Origin of the sequence: Herbaspirillum sp. SJZ106 (genome assembly GCF_006715495.1) — a bacterium.
Lineage (GTDB): Bacteria > Pseudomonadota > Gammaproteobacteria > Burkholderiales > Burkholderiaceae_D > Herbaspirillum.
On sequence record NZ_VFNI01000001.1, the window covers coordinates 495600 to 515913 of the forward strand.

At 62.5% G+C, this 20314-nt stretch carries 15 protein-coding genes; 13 read left to right on the forward strand and 2 right to left on the reverse strand.

What is annotated here, in order from left to right:
• Positions 1–159 precede the first annotated feature (159 nt).
• From FB598_RS02210 to FB598_RS02235, 6 genes are all read left to right on the forward strand, one after another.
• Positions 160–927 carry a GNAT family N-acetyltransferase gene (locus FB598_RS02210; protein ID WP_141912323.1) on the forward strand — a complete coding sequence of 256 codons (768 nt, stop codon included), beginning with the start codon at positions 160–162 and terminating at the stop codon, positions 925–927.
• Positions 924–1793, forward strand: a complete 870-nt coding sequence (locus FB598_RS02215) for a UDP-2,3-diacylglucosamine diphosphatase (RefSeq protein ID WP_141912326.1) — start codon at positions 924–926, stop codon at positions 1791–1793. Before FB598_RS02210 ends, FB598_RS02215 begins: the two co-directional genes overlap by 4 nt.
• Positions 1794–1818: 25 nt before the next feature.
• The gene (locus FB598_RS02220; RefSeq protein ID WP_141912328.1) at positions 1819–2880 is read left to right on the forward strand and encodes a glycosyltransferase family 1 protein; all 1062 of its coding nucleotides are present in this window, start codon (positions 1819–1821) and stop codon (positions 2878–2880) included.
• A 378-nt stretch (positions 2881–3258) separates the two neighbouring features.
• On the forward strand, positions 3259–5421 hold the full coding sequence (locus FB598_RS02225; RefSeq protein WP_141912331.1) for a methyl-accepting chemotaxis protein: 2163 nt from the start codon (positions 3259–3261) through the stop codon (positions 5419–5421).
• A 467-nt stretch (positions 5422–5888) separates the two neighbouring features.
• The gene (locus FB598_RS02230; protein ID WP_141912334.1) at positions 5889–7613 is read left to right on the forward strand and encodes a methyl-accepting chemotaxis protein; all 1725 of its coding nucleotides are present in this window, start codon (positions 5889–5891) and stop codon (positions 7611–7613) included.
• 427 nt (positions 7614–8040) lie between these two features.
• Positions 8041–9789 carry a methyl-accepting chemotaxis protein gene (locus FB598_RS02235; protein WP_141912337.1) on the forward strand — a complete coding sequence of 583 codons (1749 nt, stop codon included), beginning with the start codon at positions 8041–8043 and terminating at the stop codon, positions 9787–9789.
• Between the two features lie 112 nt (positions 9790–9901).
• Here FB598_RS02235 and FB598_RS02240 read toward each other — a convergent pair whose 3' ends face one another.
• A complete protein-coding gene (locus tag FB598_RS02240; RefSeq protein WP_141912339.1) occupies positions 9902–10381 on the reverse strand; it encodes a histidine phosphatase family protein in 480 nt (159 codons plus the stop codon).
• A 39-nt stretch (positions 10382–10420) separates the two neighbouring features.
• The gene (ppk1, locus tag FB598_RS02245; RefSeq protein WP_141912341.1) at positions 10421–12532 is read right to left on the reverse strand and encodes a polyphosphate kinase 1; all 2112 of its coding nucleotides are present in this window, start codon (positions 12530–12532) and stop codon (positions 10421–10423) included.
• Between the two features lie 438 nt (positions 12533–12970).
• Here ppk1 and pstS point away from each other — a divergent pair, with 438 nt between their 5' ends.
• From pstS to phoR, 7 genes are all read left to right on the forward strand, one after another.
• Entirely contained in the window at positions 12971–14020 is a 1050-nt protein-coding gene (gene pstS / locus FB598_RS02250) for a phosphate ABC transporter substrate-binding protein PstS (RefSeq protein ID WP_141912344.1), read from the forward strand.
• Between the two features lie 200 nt (positions 14021–14220).
• On the forward strand, positions 14221–15231 hold the full coding sequence (gene pstC / locus FB598_RS02255) for a phosphate ABC transporter permease subunit PstC (RefSeq protein ID WP_370454980.1): 1011 nt from the start codon (positions 14221–14223) through the stop codon (positions 15229–15231).
• The gene (gene pstA, locus FB598_RS02260; RefSeq protein WP_141912349.1) at positions 15228–16127 is read left to right on the forward strand and encodes a phosphate ABC transporter permease PstA; all 900 of its coding nucleotides are present in this window, start codon (positions 15228–15230) and stop codon (positions 16125–16127) included. The genes pstC and pstA overlap by 4 nt, the downstream gene beginning before the upstream one ends.
• Before the next feature lie 32 nt (positions 16128–16159).
• Positions 16160–16960 (forward strand): phosphate ABC transporter ATP-binding protein PstB, encoded by an 801-nt coding sequence (pstB, locus tag FB598_RS02265; protein ID WP_141912351.1) that lies wholly within the window; start codon positions 16160–16162, stop codon positions 16958–16960.
• A 171-nt stretch (positions 16961–17131) separates the two neighbouring features.
• Complete coding sequence (gene phoU / locus FB598_RS02270; RefSeq protein WP_141912354.1) at positions 17132–17842, forward strand: phosphate signaling complex protein PhoU; 711 nt, start codon at positions 17132–17134, stop codon at positions 17840–17842.
• 117 nt (positions 17843–17959) lie between these two features.
• On the forward strand, positions 17960–18637 hold the full coding sequence (locus FB598_RS02275; protein ID WP_141912356.1) for a response regulator: 678 nt from the start codon (positions 17960–17962) through the stop codon (positions 18635–18637).
• 75 nt (positions 18638–18712) lie between these two features.
• Positions 18713–20023 carry a phosphate regulon sensor histidine kinase PhoR gene (gene phoR, locus FB598_RS02280; protein WP_141912359.1) on the forward strand — a complete coding sequence of 437 codons (1311 nt, stop codon included), beginning with the start codon at positions 18713–18715 and terminating at the stop codon, positions 20021–20023.
• Positions 20024–20314 lie beyond the last annotated feature (291 nt).

Below are 20314 nucleotides of genomic sequence, written 5' to 3' on the forward strand. Positions count from 1 at the left end.
CATTCTCCTCCGCGACTGCCGCACCGTCTTTGTCATGCAATTGTAACGCCGCGCGCGGCGCTGTTGTTGTGCCGCCAAAGTCGGCGCATACGTCATGTGGCTGAAATAATCAATCGTTAGTCTGTGCAGCGTTATCCCATGACCTATAAAGGACGATGCATGAGACTGCTTACCATTCCTGCCGATGCCAACCCGAGTTTTTCCAAGCTGAGCTTGAGCCTCGCGAGCACCCCGGAAGAAGTGCGTGAAGTGCAGCGCTTGCGTTACAAAGTCTTCATCGAAGCCATGAACCTGTCGGCGCTCGCCAACGCCGAAGGCCTCGACAAGGATGATTTCGACAACTACTGCGACCACCTGATCGTGCGCGACTCCAAGACCCTGAGCGTGGTCGGCACCTACCGCGTGCTCAGCCCGCACGGCGCGCGCCGCATGGGCAAGTTCTACTCGGAGCAGGAGTTCGACCTCTCCCGCCTGGACAACATCCGCGGCGCGATCGCCGAAGCCGGCCGCGCATGCATCCACCCCGACTACCGCAGCGGCAGCGTGATCATGATGCTGTGGGCCGGCCTGGCCGCCTACATGCGCCGCGAACGCTGCGAATACCTGATGGGCTGCGCCAGCGTCAGCCTGGCCGATGGCGGGCATAACGCCGCCGCGCTGTACCATGCGTTCGCCGAAAAGAACATGGCGCCGCCCGACTATCGGGTCACGCCGCACCTGCCGTTCCCGATCGAGGAGCGCGAGACGGGCCACGAGCCGCAAGTGCCGCCGCTGTTGAAGGGCTACCTGCGCAGCGGCGCATGGGTATGCGGCGAACCGGCATGGGATCCCGATTTCCACTCGGCCGACTTCTTCCTTCTGTTGCCGCTGTCCAAGCTGGACAACCGCTACGCCCGCCACTACCTGAAGGAAACGAGGACCGCATGAAGCCACGCGAACAGTTCATGGACGATGCCCACGGCCTGTTCGGCGATGCGGCCGATGGCGACGACAAGCGCGATCCGCTGCGCTTTCGCACCATCTGGATTTCCGACATCCACCTCGGCACCACGGGCTGCCAGGCCGAGCGCCTGCTGGAGTTTTTGCGCGCCACCGAATCCGACACGCTCTACCTGGTCGGCGACATCATCGACGGCTGGCAGTTGAAGCGCCGCTGGTACTGGGAACAAAGCCACAACAACGTGGTGCAGACGGTGCTCAAGAAAGCCAAGAAGGGCACCAACGTCATCTTCGTGCCGGGCAACCATGATGAGGTGATCCGCCAGTTCATCGACCTCGATTTCGGCGGCATCAAGATCCGCGACGAACTGGTGCACGTCACCGCCGACGGCCGCCGCATGCTGGTGCTGCACGGCGATCGTTTCGACGGCGTTATCGCCTGCGCCAAGTGGCTGGCCTATGTCGGCGATTCGCTCTACACCATGATCCTCAAGTTCAACCAGTGGTTCAACAGCTGGCGCGCGCGCGCCGGCCTGCCTTACTGGTCGCTCTCGCAATACCTGAAGTCCAAGGTCAAGAACGCGGTCAACTACATCTCCTCGTTCGAAGACGCGCTGGCCGACGAGGCCAGGAAGAAGGGCCTGGACGGCGTCATCTGCGGGCATATCCACAAGCCGGAAATCCGCGACATCGGCGGCGTCACCTACTGCAACGACGGCGACTGGGTGGAAAGCCTGTCGGCGCTGGTCGAAGAACCCAGCGGCGAGCTGCGCCTGGTGTCGTGGCAGGAAATCATGCAGCTCAAGAAAGCCGGAAAATCCAAGGCCGCGGCCAGGGATCTGGTTCTTGCCTGAACAGCACCTCCAGGATCAACGTTCTATGCGCATTGCCATCATCAGCGACGCCGGCGAGCCGCAGGTCAACGGCGTCGTCAACACCCTGCGCTCCACCGTGCGCTGTCTGCGCGCGGCGGGGCACGAAGTGCTGATGCTCACGCCACGCGATTTCCGCACATTCGCCTGCCCCACCTATCCGGAGATCCGCCTGGCCTACCAGCCTTATGCGCGCATCACCGAGGCGCTCGAACGCTTCCAGCCCGATTGCATCCACATCGCCACCGAAGGCCCGATGGGCCTGGCGGCACGGCGCTATTGCGTGCGCCGCAAGCTCAACTTCACCACCGCCTACCACACCCGCTTCCCGGAATACCTGGCGGCCCGCAAGCTGCTGCCCAAGGCCATCACCTACCGCCTGCTGCGCTGGTTCCATGGCCGTTCGCAGGCAGTGATGGCGCCCACGCCGGCGATGAAACTGGCGCTGGAGGAGCAGGGCTTCCGCAATGTCGTGCTATGGGGGCGCGGTGTCGATACCGAGCACTTCCGGCCGTCGGCGGAGGACCATGCCTGCATCGAGCGTCCGCTGTTCCTGTACGTCGGCCGCGTGGCAGTGGAAAAGAATATCGAATCCTTCCTCAAGCTGGACCTGCCCGGCACCAAGTGGGTAGTGGGCGACGGCCCGCAGTACGAAGAGCTGTCGCAGCGCTATCCCAAGGTGCGCTTCCTCGGCGCCAAGGGGCATGACGAACTGCCGGCTTATTACAATTGCGCCGATGCCTTCGTGTTCCCCAGCAAGACCGATACCTTCGGCCTGGTGCTGCTGGAGGCGATGGCCTGCGGCATTCCGGTGGCGGCCTATCCGGTGGAGGGGCCGATCGACGTGGTCGATAACGGCGTCTCCGGGATATTGAAGAACGACCTGCGGCAGGCCTGCCTGCAGGCGCTGCGGCTGGACAAGGACGTGGTACGTTCGCACGCCGAACGCCGTTCATGGGAGTCGGCCACGCAGCAGTTCCTGCAGCACCTGCACCATGTACGCCATGTCCACCTTTCCGAACCGGGCAAGGTAGCCGTCGCCATCGCGCCGGCGCGCGAATCGCGCTGAAGCCTTCGGCTGGCCAGATCATCGGCCGGTCGGGGCGCGGGATGGCCTCTTGGGATGGCTCGATACGAATCGTCTTGCATTCCGTCTTGCGTGCTGTCTTTCGCGCCCCTTGACGGATGACGGCAGCGCGATGTCGCCTTTGTGCAGCATGGCCGGCCGCGGATGCGGCTCTCCTTCTCCATTCCCCTTCCTGGTTTTCCTTCCCCATCAATGTCCGTTACAGGCAAGGCTTTGCGCTTGCCGGCCTTGCCATTGGAACGAAATTTGCTAAAACTGAAACGGTTGCCTGGTCATCCACAGCCCCTCCGATGAAAAAAGGGGGGATGTCCAATCTTCCGCTAAGCGGTCACTTTTCAACATGTTGCTGGGGGGGATGTGATGAAACGTTTGCTTGCCAACCTGATGCTTTGGCAGAAATTTGCTTTGCTGGGCGGGATAGCGCTGGTCTTGTTCGGCGTGCCTACCGCGTTGTTTGTCAGCAGTACCGAGCGGGTGATCGCCTTCAAGAAGATGGAGATCGAAGGCGTCGAACCGATACGCCGCCTGCTGCGCAGCGTACAACTGGTGCAGCAGCACCGCGGTATGTCGGCCGTGCTGCTCAGCGGCGATGCCGCCATGGCGCCGGCCCGCGAAAGCAAGGCGAAGGAGGTCGACCAGGCATTGCAAGCGCTGGCAGACGGCTTGCATCAGGTGATGCGGGACGATGGCCGGGCCGAAAATGCCTTCAAGGCGCAACAGGCCGCCTGGGCCAGGATACGCGATGCCGTGGCGGGGAACAGCATCGCGGCCCCCGACAGTTTCGCCGGCCATAGTGCGATCGTCGCCGGCCTGTTCGAGCTCAACGAGCGGATGCTGGATTATTTCAAATACAGCACCGACCCCGATTTCGACAGTACCCAACTGATCAACGCAGCCTTCATCGCCATGCCCGCCCTGACAGAGGATCTTGGCCGGGCCCGCGCGCGCGGCGCCGGCTTGCTGATCAGGAAAGACATCAAGCGCGAAGACCGCCTGGAACTGGTTGCAATGCTGGAACGCGCGCAGGACCGCCTGAACTCCGCGCAGAAGTCCTTCGCCAAGGCGGTGGAAGCCAATCCTGCGTTGCAAGGAAAACTGGGCGCGACTTTCGACGTCGCCAACCGTGGCGGCAACAGCGTCATCAAGCTGGCCCGCGAGCAGGTGCTGCTGCCGCAGGAAGTGACTTATGCCGCGGATGCCTACTTCAAGGCGTTCACCGCTGCGATCGACGACCAGTTCAAGGCGATCGGGCAGGTGACCGAAGTGCTCGCCGCCCAGCTCGGCGAGCAGAACAAGGTTTTGCGCAGCCGCCAGATGATGATACTGGGTTCGATCCTGCTGCTGGCGCTGGCGGCGACCTGGATCGGCATGCTCATCACGCGTTCGGTCACCGCGCCCATCCAGGAATCGGTGAACATGGCCAGGCGCGTGGCGGCTTGCGACCTCACCGCGCGCAGCGGCGCGCGAGGGCGCGATGAGTCGGCGCAGTTGCTGGGTTCGCTCAACGAGATGACCGGCAGCCTGGGCGGTATCGTCGGCAATGTGCGCTCCAGCATCGACGTCATCCAGATTGCCTCGCGCGAGATCGCCACCGGCAACGCCGACCTCTCGCGCCGCACCGAATCGCAGGCTTCCAGCCTGGAAGAGACCGCCAGCGCCATGGAGCAGTTGACCTCTACCGTGCAGCAGAATGCCGAGAACGCGCGCGAGGCCAACCAGTTGGCCAGTTCCGCCTCGCAACTGGCGGTGCGCGGCGGCGACGTGGTCGGTAGCGTGGTGCAGACCATGGGGGCCATCAAGGACAGTTCCAGCCGCATCGTCGACATCATCAGCGTGATCGACGGCATCGCCTTCCAGACCAATATCCTGGCCTTGAACGCGGCGGTGGAGGCGGCCCGCGCCGGCGAGCAGGGCCGCGGTTTCGCGGTGGTCGCGTCCGAAGTGCGTTCGCTGGCCCAGCGCAGCGCCACGGCGGCCAAGGAAATCAAGGAGCTGATCGGCGATTCGGTGCAAAAGGTGGACACCGGCGGCAAGCTGGTCGATGAGGCCGGCGCCACCATGGGGGAGATCGTGAACTCGGTGCGCCAGGTGGAGCGCATCATGAGCGAAATCACCTCGGCCAGCCAGGAGCAGAGCAGCGGCATCGCCCAGGTCAACGATGCGATCGTGCAGATGGAATCCATCACCCAGCAGAACGCCGCGCTGGTAGAAGAAGCCGCCGCCGCGTCGGAAAGCCTGCAGAAGCAGGCCGAGCTGTTATGGGATACGGTCAGCGTGTTCAAGATGGTCGACACTGAAGCGGCAACCATGGCGGCTCCGCCAGCCCGGCAGCGCAAGGAGGTTCCTCCGGCAGCGGTGGTTGCGCCGCATAAGCCGGCATTGAAAGCGGTTCCGCGGATTGCGCCGCCGGCCAAACCGGCTACGCAACCCGTTGCCAAGGCGACGCCGCAACATACGGACGCGCCAGAAATGACCAGGATGGCCAAGGCGAATGGCGGCGCCAATGATTGGGAGGAGTTCTGATGCACTGGCGAGAAGGCATTGCAGAAGCGGCAATGCGTTGTATGGAGACATGAGGCGCATGCCCTTATTCGGGGCGCGTGCCCCGAATTGAACAAACTATGCAAAAGCCACATAAACGCATGCAGACAAAGCATTTGCTGGCCGCTGATGCGTCTTCTAAGATGCGGCACGTCGGTTCGTCACAAAAATATGCCGCTTGCCAGTTGCAACGGCGCACATTGCCAGCCTGAGCTGGGTTCCGGCCAAATCATTCAGAAAAAACAAGATGTTCGCTGTGCGGCGCGCCGGTTTCGGCGCGCCGCCTGTTGTCGTATGCCTTGGTGCGTGTCGCCTGCGGGATGGTGGGGCGGCAGGCATGAATCATGCAGGTCGGCATGCATGGGGGAAGAAAAGAGGGAACGCCGGTGCGCCGTCACGGGAGCGGCGCCTGCACTACAGTGGTTGTTCTAACAGGGAAGAACACATTCATGATCCAAAATCTCAAGATCGGCACACGCCTTGCATTCGGCTTTTGCCTCATCCTGCTGTGCGCGACCGCGATCCTGCTGATCGGTTTGTGGCGCATGGCCGAACTGGAAACCAGCAGCGAATACGTGATCGACAAGAAGGTGGCCGGCATGACCACCGCGATGAACATGCGCGAGGCCGGCAGCCAGCTGGCGCTGGCGCTGCGCAAGGTGGTCACGCCCACCGACGCCGCCGAAGGCACGGCCGAGAATGAACACCTGACCAAGATCCTGCAAGCGTATGCCGGCTTCGAAGGCCAACTGACCTCGCTGTCGAGCAGCGGGCGCGGCAAGGAGTTGCTGGATGCGGCGGTGGCCGAGCGCAAGAAGCTGTTCCCCATCGTCGAAACCATCCGCGGGCAGGTCGGCAGCGGCAATTATTTCGATGCGGCGCAATTGCTGAAGAGCGACTTCTTGCCTGCCCATGAAAAATGGATGTCCGGCGTGGCTGCGCTGGCGGTCTACCAGCAAGACGACATGAATGCCGCCCATGCCGAGGCCAAGGAAAGCTACCGCAAGGCGCAGATCGGCATGCTGGTGATCGGCGTGCTGACGCTGGGGCTGGGATTCTTCTTTACCTTCGTGATCACCCGTTCCATCGTCAATCCGTTAAAGCGCGCCGGCAATATCGCCGAAACCATTTCCAGCGGCGACCTGACGCAAGACTTCCGTGACCGGGGCCGCGATGAGGCGGCGACGCTGGTCAACGCATTGGGGGCGATGCAGTCCAACCTGGCGGCCACCCTGAACGAAGTGAAGGAAAGCGCGGCCATCATTGCCGTGGCCTCGCATGAGATCGCGCGCGGCAACGTCGACTTGTCCAACCGCACCGAGTCGCAGGCTTCCAGCCTGGAAGAAACCGCAAGCTCGATGGAGCAACTGACCTCGACCGTGCAACAGAATGCCGAGAATGCGCGCCAGGCCAATCAATTGGTGGTGTCGGCCTCGGATTTCGCCACTAAGGGCGGCAGGGTGGTCGGCGACGTGGTGGAGACCATGGGCTCGATCAAGGAAAGCTCGCGCAAGATCGTCGACATCATCGGCGTGATCGACAGCATCGCGTTCCAGACCAACATCCTGGCCTTGAATGCGGCGGTGGAAGCAGCCCGTGCCGGCGAGCAGGGGCGCGGCTTCGCGGTGGTGGCTTCGGAAGTGCGTTCGCTGGCCCAGCGTTCGGCGACCGCGGCCAAGGAAATCAAGGGCTTGATCAGCGATTCGGTGGATAAGGTCGATGCCGGCGGCAAGCTGGTCGATGAAGCCGGCGCGACGATGAGCGAGATCGTAAACTCGGTCAAGCACGTGGCCGACATCATGGGCGAAATCACCGCCGCCAGCCAGGAGCAGAGCGCCGGCATCGCCGAGGTCAATCACGCGATCGCGCAGATCGACGAGATCACCCAGCAGAACGCCGCCCTGGTGGAACAGGCCGCGGCGGCGGCCGAAAGCCTGCAGGAGCAGTCCGATGTGCTGGCCCAGGTGGTTGCCATCTTCAAGCTGAAGATGGGGGAGCCAGCAATCCCTGGCGCCAGTGCGCCGTTGGCCGCCATGCCGATGCGTCCGGTCAATCCGCCTGCCGCCATCGATGTGGTCGCCAAGCCAGCCAAGCCGGTTGCCGGCTTGCCGCCGGCCGCGCCGGCCCGCAAACCGGGGCAGGCGGTGCGCGACGACGAGTTCGAAGAGTTCTGATTCGTTCACATGTCAAAAAGGCAAGCCATGGCGCCCATCGGGCGGCGGCGATGTAAAAAAAGTTAAATCGGAATCAATGGATGTAAAAAGCGCTGCAAGCCTCTGCTTGCGGCGCTTTTTTTCTGGCCGGGACGATGGACGGGAGCTGAAGTTTCCTGAAATGTTGCCGTTAAGATAGAACAGCCAATGGCGCGCTCTTTGCATTGCTGTATCAAGGGGAGCACGTTTAGCCAGAGCCGGTTCGCCTCGAATCCGCAAGCAAGCTTCCGGGAACTGCCGACAGGCGTGGATTGAATGCGAACAGGCCTGCAAGGTTCAAGCATCATGTCCTGAGAGAGCAGGGGTTGTCCTTCGTGCGTTATATGCGCTCTTTGGGCTGTAGCACGGCTTGCCGTGTTTTTTCTCATCCACTGGAACACTGTCTCTTATGTCCTTCAAAAATATTTCCATAAAAGCACGGCTCGCCATTGCCATCTTTATCCTGTCGCTGTTGCTGGTGGCCATCGGCACCTCCGGCTTGCTCGGCATGTCGGCCGCCGTCGGCATCAGCCGCGAACTCACCGAAGAACGCATTCCCAAGACCGTCGCCGCTGACAATGTGCTGATCTGGATCGGCCGCCAGCGCACCTCGCTGGACCAGGCCGCGCTGACCGATGACCCGGCCTGGGCCGAGCGCATGTTCGGCATGGATGCCAACAGCCGCAAGGAAGCGCTGAACTGGTGGGCCCAGTACACCGCGCTGCCGCAGACCGAAGAGGGCAAGGTGCTGGTGAAGAAGGTCTCGGAAGGTATCGAAAAGACCGAGGATGCGCTGGTCAAGTTCGCTGAAGCCATCAAGACCGGCGACCGCAAGGCGATCGGCGACCAGGCGCGCCTGGTCGGCACCATCTACACCGCCATGCAGGGCGATGGGCGGGCCTTGGGCAAATATGAAAGCGAACAGGCCGAACATAGCCTGGCCGCCGCCACCCGCCGCTATGAGGCATCGCGCACCTTCTCCATCGTGGCCATCGCCCTTGGGCTGATCCTGGCGTTGTACAGCTGGCTGTCGCTGCGGCGCGCCATCGCTGAACCGATGCAGCGCGCGCTCCGGCATTTCGACGCCATCGCCGCCGGCGACCTGACCCAGCAAGTGCGCGTGCATTCGAAGGACGAAATGGGCCAGTTGCTGGAAGGCCTGTCGCGGATGCAGGAAAACCTGTCGCGCACCGTGCGCGCGGTGCGCAGCGGCAGCGACGCCATCGCCACCGCCACCCGCGAGATCGCCTCGGGCAACCTCGACCTTTCTTCCCGTACCGAGCAGCAGGCGGCCTCGCTGGAAGAGACCGCCTCCAGCATGGAAGAGCTGACCAGCACCGTCAAGCACAATGCCGACAATGCCCGCCAGGCCTCGACGCTGGCGGTCAACGCCTCGACCATTGCGTCCGACGGCAACGCCGTGGTCGGCCGCGTGGTGCAGACCATGGAAGAGATCCGCGAGAGCTCCACCAAGATTACCGACATCGTCAGCATCATCGACGGCATCGCGTTCCAGACCAACATCCTGGCGCTGAACGCCGCGGTGGAGGCGGCGCGCGCCGGCGAACAGGGCCGCGGCTTTGCGGTAGTGGCCACGGAAGTGCGCGCGCTGGCGCAACGTTCTTCCAGCGCCGCCAAGGAAATCAAGGAGCTGATCATGCTGTCGGTGGACCGGGTGCAGGCCGGTTCGGAACTGGCCGGCCAGGCCGGCACCACCATGAGCGACGTGATCAATGCGGTGCAGCGCGTGACCGACATCATGGGCGAGATTTCGGCCGCCTCCAGCGAACAGAGCGCCGGCATCGGCCAGGTATCGCGCGCGGTATCGCAGATGGATGAAGCCACCCAGCAGAACGCCGCATTGGTGGAGCAGGCCAGTGCCGCCGCCAAGGCGCTGGAGCAGCAGGCGCAGAGCCTGATGCAGGAAGTGTCGATCTTCCGCATCGACGGCGCCGAATCCTCCCGTTCCTATGCGGTGCAAGCGGTGACTGCAGCGCCAGCGCCGGCCAAGGCGCAACCTGCGCAACTTGTGCGTCCTGCCGCAACGCCGCCGGCCAAGCCTGCCCCCAGGCCGGCGCCGAAGGCGGCGGCGCCTGCCGCCAAGCCGGCACGCAGCGCGCCGGCGTCGGACAACGGCGACGAATGGGAGACCTTTTAAGCGCCGACGGCATGATGCCTCTGCATGCGAAACGGCCCGGTCGGATGACCGGGCCGTTTTTTTGCGCTTCAGCGGGGCAATCGGATGGACGCCGGGTCAGATGGACGCCGGGTCAGCGCGGGTGGTGTTTGCCCGAGCTGGCGATCAGTTCCGGCGCGATGACCGCCTTGAGGTAATTGGTGGTGATGTCGCCGCGTTCGCGCTGGGCGATCCACCAGACGTTGGCCTTGCGCAGCGACCATTCCTGCGGCTGGCCGCAGATCAGCTGCGAAGCCACCAGGCCCAGGGTCGGCTGGTGGCCGATGATGAGCACCGGTTCGCGGCTGTCGGGCCAGTTGGCCGCGCGCAGCAGATCCTCGGCCGACTTGTCCGGCGCCAGTTCCGGGTGTACCCGGTACTTGCGCCCCAGCGCCTCGACCGTCTGCAGCGTGCGGGTGGCCGGGCTGACCAGGATGCGGCAGCTTTCCGGCAGGTTGCGATCCAGCCAGTCGGCGATCTTGCCGGCCTGCTTGTGCCCTTTGGGCGTGAGGGCGCGGCCTTCGTCGGGCTCGCCCAGTTCCGCTTCCGCATGCCGCCATAAAATCAAATCCATTTCAGGCTCCGGTCTGTTTAGCGTATGGCCTGTGGGCCTTCATTCTTCCGGCAACGTGGCCGGAATGCCTAAGGTGTTCATCAGATGCTGCTGGGCGCTGAAAGTATGCTGCTTGTTGCGTGGCTTTTTCAAGGTATAGGCGCCATTGGCATCGAGATGCCAGGCATTGGCGTTGTCTTTCAGGTACGGGTTCAGGCCCTCGGTGATCACGCGTTTCTTGAGCGCCTTGTCCAGCACCGGGAAGGCGACTTCGATACGGCGGAACAGGTTGCGGTTCATCCAGTCGGCGCTGGCCAGGTAAACGTCGTGCGCCAGGTCGTTGCGGAAGTAATAGATGCGCGAGTGTTCCAGGTAGCGGCCGATTATGGAACGTACCTTGATGTGTTCCGACAGGCCCGGCACGCCTGGACGCAGCGCGCAGGCGCCGCGCACGATCAGGTCGATCTTCACGCCGTCGCTGGACGCCGCATACAGCGCGCGGATCACCGATTCGTCCAGGAGCGCGTTCATCTTGGCGATGATGCGCGCAGGCCGGCCTTCGCGCGCGATCTGCGCCTCGTTGCGGATGGCGCGGATGATTTCCTTTTGCAGCGAGAACGGCGCCAGCCACAGGTGCGTGAGATGGCGCGGCTTGGTCAGGCTGGTCAGGTGGATGAAGACCTCGTTGACCTCGGAGGTGAGTTCCTGGTTGGAAGTCAGCAGGCCGAAGTCGGTATAGAACTTGGTGGTGGTAGGGTGGTAGTTGCCGGTGCCCAGGTGGGCATAGAAGCGCAGCGCCTGCTCTTCGCGGCGGATCACCAGCGCCAGCTTGGCGTGCGTCTTCAGGCCGACCACCCCGTATACCACCTGGGCGCCGGCCTGTTCGAGCTTGACCGCCCAGTTGATGTTGGCCTCTTCGTCGAAGCGCGCCATCAGTTCCACGATCACCGTCACTTCCTTGCCGTGCTGGGCGGCGTAGATCAGGGCCTCCATCAGGTCCGAGTTCATGCCGGTGCGGTAGATGGTCTGCTTGATTGCCACCACGTCGGGGTCGTGCGCGGCGGTGCGGATGAAGTCGACCACCGGCTGGAAGGACTGGAAGGGGTGATGCAGCAGCACGTCCTTCTTGTCGAGCACCCGGAAGATGTTATCGCTGATCAGCTGGTGCGGCAGGGTGGGCGAGAAGGGCGGGAAGCGCAGCTCTTGCTGGTTGACCAGGTTGGCGATCTCGCCCAGGCGCACCATGTTGACCGGCCCTTCGACCGCGTACAGGCGATTGCGCTCGATGTTGAACTGGTTCAGCAGGAACTGGGCCAGGTGCTCGGGGCAGTTGCTGGCCACTTCCAGCCGCACGGCCACGCCGAATTGCCGACTTTGCAGTTCGGTCTCCAGCGCCTGGCGCAGGTTCTTCACTTCTTCTTCGTCCACCCACAGGTCGCTGTTGCGGGTGACGCGGAATTGCGAATACGCGGTGATCTCGCGCCCCGGGAACAGTTCGGCGATATGCGCGTGGATGACCGAAGAGAGCAGGCAGAACGAGGCCGCGCCCTTGGCCGAGAGGTGGTCGGGCAAGCGGATCACGCGCGGCAGCACGCGCGGCGCCTTGACGATGACGACGCCGGTGCCGCGCCCGAAGGCGTCCTTGCCGGACAGTTCGATGATGAAGTTCAGGCTTTTGTTGACCACCTGCGGGAAAGGGTGGGCCGGATCCAGGCCGATGGGCGTGAGCAGCGGGCGCACGTTCTGGTCGAAGTAGCCCTTGACCCAGGCGCGCTGGGCTTCGTTGCGGTCTTCGTGGCGCAGCAGGTGGATGCCGTTGGCGGCCAGCTGGGGCAGGATCTCGTCGTTGAGCAACTGGTACTGGCGCGCCACAATGCGGTGGCATTCGACGCTGGTGTGTTCCAGCGCGGCGCGCAGTTCGGGCGGATCGATGTTTTCGCCCTCGATGCGGTTGGCCAGCAGGCTGGCGATGCGCACTTCGAAGAATTCGTCGAGGTTGCTGCTGCAGATGCACAGGTAGCGCAGCCGTTCCAGCAGCGGCACGCTGGGATCTTCTGCCTGGGCCAGCACGCGGCGGTTGAACGCCAACTGCGACAGTTCGCGATTGAGGTAAATCGTATGGGGAGGAAGTTCAGGTAGGTCTCTGGTTTCCGGTTTTGCTTTTCTGGTCATTCAATGTTCCCTGTCCATCCTTGTTTTCCGGGCAGTGTATTTAGGATGTGTGACGAGTTTATGACAACTCTCGAAGGCCTTTGTCACAGAATTGCGCTGAGGTGGGGATGATATTTATTGCTTCACAGATATTTTTTCGAAGGAATGTCTTTTTGATATCGCCGGCCGTGTTTTTTCAGCAAGCCGGCACCCCACGCCGGTACGGCGTTTTTCATGACGCCAGGGCAATCGGCGCATCTTTTCCGGTGGCTTTCCGGTTGCCCGGATGGTTGTCGGATTTCGAGATTTTTACAAATTCCCGCTCTGGGCTGCATGACAAGACTCCGTCATAAACTCGTCACATTTGCTGGTTAAAGTTCGCCCTGTCCCAGAAGGGCATCCTTCCAATCGCGATGTCTCAGTGACACTCAATCTCTCAAAAACATAGGAGTATCAGAAATGGGGTTTAACCAACTGATTAAGTCTGTTGCAGTCGCCGTCGCCGGCACCATCGTATTCAGCGGCGCAGTGCATGCAGCAGAAATCACCGGCGCTGGCGCCTCCTTCCCGTATCCGATCTACGCCAAGTGGGCGGAGCTGTACAAGGCGGCTACCGGCAACAGCCTGAACTACCAGTCGATCGGCTCGGGCGGCGGCATCAAGCAGATCAAGGCCAAGACCGTCGACTTCGGCGCATCGGACGCTCCCCTGAAGCAGGAAGAACTGACCGAAGCCGGCCTGACCCAATTCCCGGCAGTCGTCGGCGGCGTGGTGCCGGTTGTCAACCTGGACGGCATCACCCCGGGCCAGATGAAGCTGTCGGGCCACGTGCTGGGCGACATCTACGCCGGCAAGATCACCAAGTGGAACGCCGCTGAAATCGTCTCCCTGAACCCGGGCCTGAAGCTGCCGGCCGATGACATCACCGTGGTCTACCGTTCGGATGCATCGGGTACCTCGTACGTGTTCACCAGCTACCTGTCGAAGGCCAACGAAGACTTCAAGAGCAAGATCGGCGCAGGCACGGCCGTGAAGTGGCCCACCGGCGTGGGCGGCAAGGGTAACGAAGGCGTCGCCGCCAACGTGCAGAAGGTCAAGGGCGCAATCGGCTATGTCGAATACGCTTACGTGAAGAAGAACAAGCTGAACTTCACCCAGCTGAAGAACAAGGACGGCGTGTTCGTGTCGCCTGACGACGAATCCTTCAAGGCCGCTACCGCCGCCGGCGACTGGGCCAAGACCCCGGGCTTCGCCGTCGACTTCACCGATGCAGCCGGCAAGGCTTCGTGGCCGATCTCCAGCGCTACTTTCATCCTGCTGCACAAGGAGCAGGCTGGCGATGGCGCCAAGGGCAAGGAAGTCCTGAAGTTCTTCGACTGGGCTTTCAAGAACGGCGCCAAGTCGGCATCCGAGCTGGACTATGTCCCGCTACCGGCTTCGGTCACCAAGCTGGTGGAAGATTCCTGGAAAGCCAACATCAAGGACAGCAGCGGCAAGGCGATCTGGTAATCGCTTTATCGCCGAACCCTTGACGGGATGCCGCAAGGCATCCTCGCCAGGACGGCTGGCAAGCTGAAAAGAAAGCTTCCTTCAACGAAGCACATGGGCCATCGAAGCGAGAACGAGCAACTCTGGGCAGCAGAGCATTCGCGGCGATGGCCTGTTTTCATGGTGAATTCAAAATGAGCGCAAATTACCCCGCTACGGCTATGTCGAATTCCGAAGTAAAAAAATCCGCGGCAGATGCTCAAAGCGCGCAGGCTGCGCACGGGCAGCTGTTGGCCGTCATGCGCAGGCAGCGCCTGCAAGATTTCCTGTTCCACAAGGTGACGCTCATCTTCGCACTGACCGTGCTGCTGATGCTGGGCGGCATCATCGTTTCCCTTTTCATCGGCGCCTGGCCGGCTTTCCATGCGTTCGGCCCGGGCTTCATCACGCGCGTCGAGTGGGATCCGACCAATGACGAATACGGCGCCATGATCGCCATCGTCGGCACCTTGTCGACGTCGATCATCGCCTTGCTGATCGCTTTCCCGGTGAGCTTCGGCATCGCCCTGTTCCTGACCGAGATCTGCCCCGCCAGACTGCGCCGCCCGCTGGGCACCGCGGTGGAACTGCTGGCCGGCGTGCCCAGCATCATCTACGGCATGTGGGGGCTGTTTGTCTTCGCGCCGCTGTTCTCGGAATACGGCCAGCCTTTCCTGAAGGCGACGCTGGGCCAGATCCCCGGCCTGGGCATGCTGTTCTCCGGCCCGACCATGGGCATCGGCATCCTGACCGCCGGCCTGATCCTGTCGGTGATGATCATCCCGTTCATTTCTTCGGTCATGCGCGACGTGTTCGAAGTGGTGCCGGCGGTGCTCAAGGAGTCGGCCTATGGCCTGGGATGCACCCGCTGGGAAGTGGTGCGCAAGGTGGTGCTGCCGTACACCAAGACCGGTGTGGTCGGCGGCGTCATGCTGGGACTGGGCCGCGCGTTGGGCGAGACCATGGCCGTCACCTTCGTGATCGGCAACTCGCACCGCCTGTCCTGGTCGCTGTTCTCCGCCGGCAACAGTATCGCCTCCACCCTGGCCAATGAAATCGCCGAGGCGTCGAGCAAGCTGCACGTCTCCTCGCTGTTCGCGCTGGGGCTGATCCTGTTCGTCATCACATTCATCGTCCTGTCCGCGGCCAAGATCATGCTGATGGGCATGGCCCGCAAGGAAGGTACCAAATGAGCCAGACCAATCAAGTTTCCGCAACCGGTGGCATGGAAAAGCCGGAGGCGATGAACCCGGTGTACCGCCGCCGCCTGTTCCAGCACCGCATCGGCATGCTGTTCTCCTTCCTGGCGATGGGCCTGGGCCTGTTCGTGCTGGCCTGGATCCTGCTGACGCTGGTGGTCAAGGGCGTGGCCGCGCTCAATTTCGGCCTGCTGACCGAAAATACCCCGGGCCCCGGCGGCGAGGGCGGCGGTTTGCTCAACCCCATCGTCGGCAGCCTGCTGATGGTTGGCCTCAGCACCCTTATCAGCACCCCGATCGGCATCCTGGCCGGCGTCTACCTGGCCGAGTACGGCGAAGAGAGCAAGCTGGCCCAGGTAACCCGCTTCGTGACCGACATCATGCTGTCGGCGCCGTCCATCGTCATCGGCCTGTTCATCTACGCGATCTACGTCGCCAATGTCGGCCACTTCTCGGGCTGGGCCGGCACCTTCGCCATTTCGCTGATCGCCATTCCGGTGATCGTGCGCACCACCGACAACATGCTCAAGCTGGTTCCCAGCGGCCTGCGCGAGGCAGCTTTCGCGCTCGGCGCTCCGCGCTGGAAGGTGGCCGTGATCGTGCGCCTGCGCGCCGTCAAGGCCGGCGTGGTGACCGGTGTGCTGCTGGCGGTGGCCCGCATTTCGGGCGAGACCGCGCCGCTCCTGTTCACCGCGCTCAACAACCAGTTCTTCAGCACCAACATGAACCGTCCGATCGCCAACTTGCCGGTGGTGATCAACCAGTTCGCGATGAGCCCGTACGACAACTGGGTCTCGCTGGCCTGGGGCGGGGCGCTGCTGATCACCTTCAGCGTGCTGCTGCTCAACGTGTTGTCCCGTACCCTGTTCAAGCAACAAATCCCCGGCTAATTTTTCAAGTGACCGACATGACTACTGCTCAAATGGCAAACTCTGCTCCGACCGCATCCGCCAACGCCGCTGCGGCCAAGAAGTCCACGATCGAGATCTCGCAGCTGAACTTTTACTACGGCGGATTCCAGGGCCTGAAGAACATCAACCTCGACATCTACGAAGGCAAGGTCACCGCCTTCATCGGCCCCTCGGGCTGTGGCAAGTCGACCCTGCTGCGCACCTTCAACCGCATGTACGACCTGTACCCCGGCCAGCGCGCCGAGGGCAAGATCGTGTACGCCGGCCGCAACATCCTCGACGCCGGGCAGGACCTGAACATGCTGCGCGCCAAGGTCGGCATGGTGTTCCAGAAGCCGACCCCGTTCCCGATGTCGGTCTACGACAACATCGCCTTCGGCATCCGCCTGTACGAGAACCTGCCCAAGGGCGAGATGGACGAGCGCGTCGAATGGGCGCTGAACAAGGCCGCGCTGTGGGGCGAAGTGAAAGACAAGCTGCACAAGAGCGGACTGTCGCTCTCCGGCGGCCAGCAACAGCGTCTGTGCATCGCGCGCGGCGTGGCGGTCAAGCCGGAAGTGCTGCTGCTGGACGAGCCGACCTCGGCGCTGGACCCGATCTCCACGGCCAAGGTCGAGGAATTGATCGGCGAGCTCAAGAACGACTACACCATCGCCATCGTCACCCACAACATGCAGCAGGCCGCGCGTTGCTCGGACTACACCGCCTACATGTACCTGGGCGAGCTGGTGGAGTTTGGCGAGACGGACCAGATCTTCATGAATCCGGCGCGCAAGGAAACCCAAGACTACATTACTGGTCGTTTTGGCTAAGTTGGAATCATCGTCTCGGCTACTGCGCGCTCCGACTTCGCGCCTGTGATGCTCACCGTACATCCGTACGGCTGCGCTTCTCGACGCGAATTCGAAGCGCTCGCTACGCCGATCCGACGATTCAACAGCGCAGTAAGAACATCATATTTTTATATTAATTAGGAACGTCACATGACAGGCGATCACTCCTCCAAGCAATACGACAGCGATCTGGAAGCCATCCGTTCGAAGGTGCTCGCCATGGGCGGGCTGGTCGAGCATCAGTTCCAGGATGCGATCTCGGCTTTCCGCACCGGCAACCTTGAAGTGGCCAAGCGCGTGATGAAGGACGACGAGGCGGTGAATCGCCTGGAAGTCGAACTCGACGACGCCTGCAGCCACCTGATCGTGCGCCGCCAGCCGACCGCCAACGACTTGCGTACCGTGATGGCGACCATCAAGATCATCACCGACCTCGAGCGCGTCGGCGACGAGGCGACCAAGATCGCGCGCACCGCGATCCACCTGCACCAGCGCAGCATCGGCCTGATCAATCACTACGAGACGGTCAGCATGATCGCCGAACAGGCCGGCGACATCCTGCGCAGCGCGCTCGATGCCTTCGCCCGCCTGGACGACCAGCAGGCGCTGGAGCTGATCAAGCAGGACGCCAGCATCGACCACGGCTTCCGCTCGATCACCCGCAGCCTGATCACCTTCATGATGGAAGATCCGCGCACCATTTCCGGTTCCATCGACACCTTGTGGGTGGCCAAGGCCATCGAGCGCATCGGCGACCACGCCAAGAACATCGCCGAGTATGTGGTGTATGTGGTGGGCGGCGTCGACATCCGCCATACCGACGTCGGTTCGGCCAAGGTGGTTGACGAAGCGGCTGACTGAACAGGCGGTACCAGGATCCGCGCGGAGAAAAACGGCAGCAGTACCGCTGAATTGCCGGCCCGCGCGGAAATCCGCAGTGCGGTGGGAGACCCGCAAACTTGAGAAGACGTTGACCCAATGACCACTATCCTGATCGTCGAAGACGAACCGTCGATTGCCGAGCTGATTGCCTTCACGCTCAAGGAAGCCGGCTGGTCCAGTTTTGTCGTGTCGAATGCCGCCGCGGCCTGGGACTTCGTCCAGCACCGCGCGCCGCAACTGGTGTTGCTGGACTGGATGCTGCCCGACCGCAGCGGCTTGCACCTGCTTTCGCGCATTCGCGCCGACCGCCAGTTGCAGCAATTGTCGGTCATCATGCTCACCGCCAAGAGCATGGAAGAAGACAAGATCGCCGGCCTCGACAATGGCGCCGACGATTACATCACCAAGCCGTTTTCCCCGCGCGAGCTCACCGCCCGCATCAAGGCGCTGCTGCGCCGCAAGAGCCCCGAACATGCGCAGGAAATCATGTCGGCCGGCCCGATCACGCTCGATCCGGCCAGTTGCTCGGTGACCTTGTCGGGCGGCAAGATCGATATCGGCCATGCCGAGTACAAGCTGCTGAAGTTCTTCCTGGCCCACCCGGACCGGGTATTTTCGCGCAGTCAGTTATTGGATAGAGTGTGGGGCGACCATGTGGTGATTGAAGAGCGCACGGTGGATGTGCACGTGCTGCGCCTGCGCAAGGCGTTGCGCGATGCGGAATTCCTGATCAAGACCGTGCGCAGCGTCGGTTACATGCTGTCGACAAAATAGAGCGAGAATAGGACCCGGTGACATAATCGGGCCCATAATAAGCGCACAGCGCTCCACGTCTTTCTTTCGATTTCAATGAGTCCACAACTGCTGTTCTGGATTCCCGCCATTTTGCGCCTGGTGTTGTGCCTGGCCGGAGCGGGAGTCGTCGGTTTCTTCTTCGGCATTATTGCCGGCCTGGTCGTCGCCGTGCTGGGCGTGGGGGCGATGATGGTGACCCACCTGCATTACCTGTTCCGCCTTTCCAGCTGGCTGGACGATTCCGGCCAGTCCCGCCTGCCGGACGGCTGGGGGGCGTGGACCGACGTTTATGCCCGCCTGTACCGCATGCGCCGGGACGACGAAAAGAACCAGGCCGAACTGGCCGAGTGGCTGGCGCGCTTTCGCCAGGCCATGAGCCTGTTGCCCGATGGCGTAGTGATCATGGACGATGTGCTGTTCCTCGAATGGTGCAATCCGGCCGCGCAGCATCACCTGGGCTTGAAGCTGGAGCGCGACAAGGGCATGCGCGTCACCAACCTGATCCGCAATCCGGCCTTCATCGACTACATCATCCTGGGCCGCTACGAGCAGCCGCTGACGCTGACGCTGCACGAGCGCAAGCTGATCGTGCAGATCATCCCGTTCGAGAACCGCCGCCAGATCCTGGTCACCCATGACGCCACCGAGTCCGAGCGCATCGACATGATGCGGCGCGATTTCGTGGCCAATGCCTCGCATGAACTGCGCACGCCGTTGACGGTCATCAACGGCTTCCTGGAAATCGCCCTGGCCCAGCCCAAGCTCGATCCCGAGACCCGCGCCGCGCACCTGACGCTCATGACCGAACAGGGCCAGCGCATGCAAAACCTGATCGATGACATGCTGACCCTGACCCGGCTGGAATCGATCGATTACCCGCTGCGTTCGGAAGTGGTGCGGGTGCGGCCGCTGCTCGAAGGCATTGCCGAAGAAGCGCGCGCGCTGTCGGCCGGCAAGCACGGCATCACGCTGGAAGTTGACGGCCCGGACCTGAAGGGCAACATCGATGAACTGCGCAGCGCCTTTACCAACCTGGTGACCAACGCCGTGCGCTACACGCCGCCGTCGGGGCGCATCATGCTGCGCTGGAAAAGCGACGAACAGGGCGCGCATTTCTCCGTGCAGGACACCGGCATCGGCATCAGCCCAGAGCATATTTCGCGCCTGACCGAGCGTTTCTACCGCGTCGACAAGAGCCGCTCGCGCGAAACCCAAGGCACCGGCCTGGGCCTGGCGATCGTGCGCCATGTGTTGCTGCGCCACCGCGCCGTGCTGGATATCCAGTCCGTGCCGGATCGGGGCAGCACCTTTACCGTACACTTTCCGGCCAGCCAGACGATTGAGGATTTTGTGCCGGTCAAATGACGAAAATGCAAAAAAGGATGCCATGGCATCCTTTTTTCATGGCCGATTGTCGCAGCGCAGGCAGGTCGCGGGCAACGCCAACGGGTTGGCTGCTCGGAACTGCGTGCTAGGTAGAAATACGAATATCTGCCGGCAGGCGTTCATGGACACAATACCGGCGCGCCGGGTGGCAGTTTCGCAAGAGGGGAGACGAGAGCGAGAGCCGGCGGCGCGGCTATCGGAACCATGCTGCCGGTCCACAACGGCGGTGCGACAACACGATCCGGTGGCCGGCAAGCTTCTTCCCCCGAC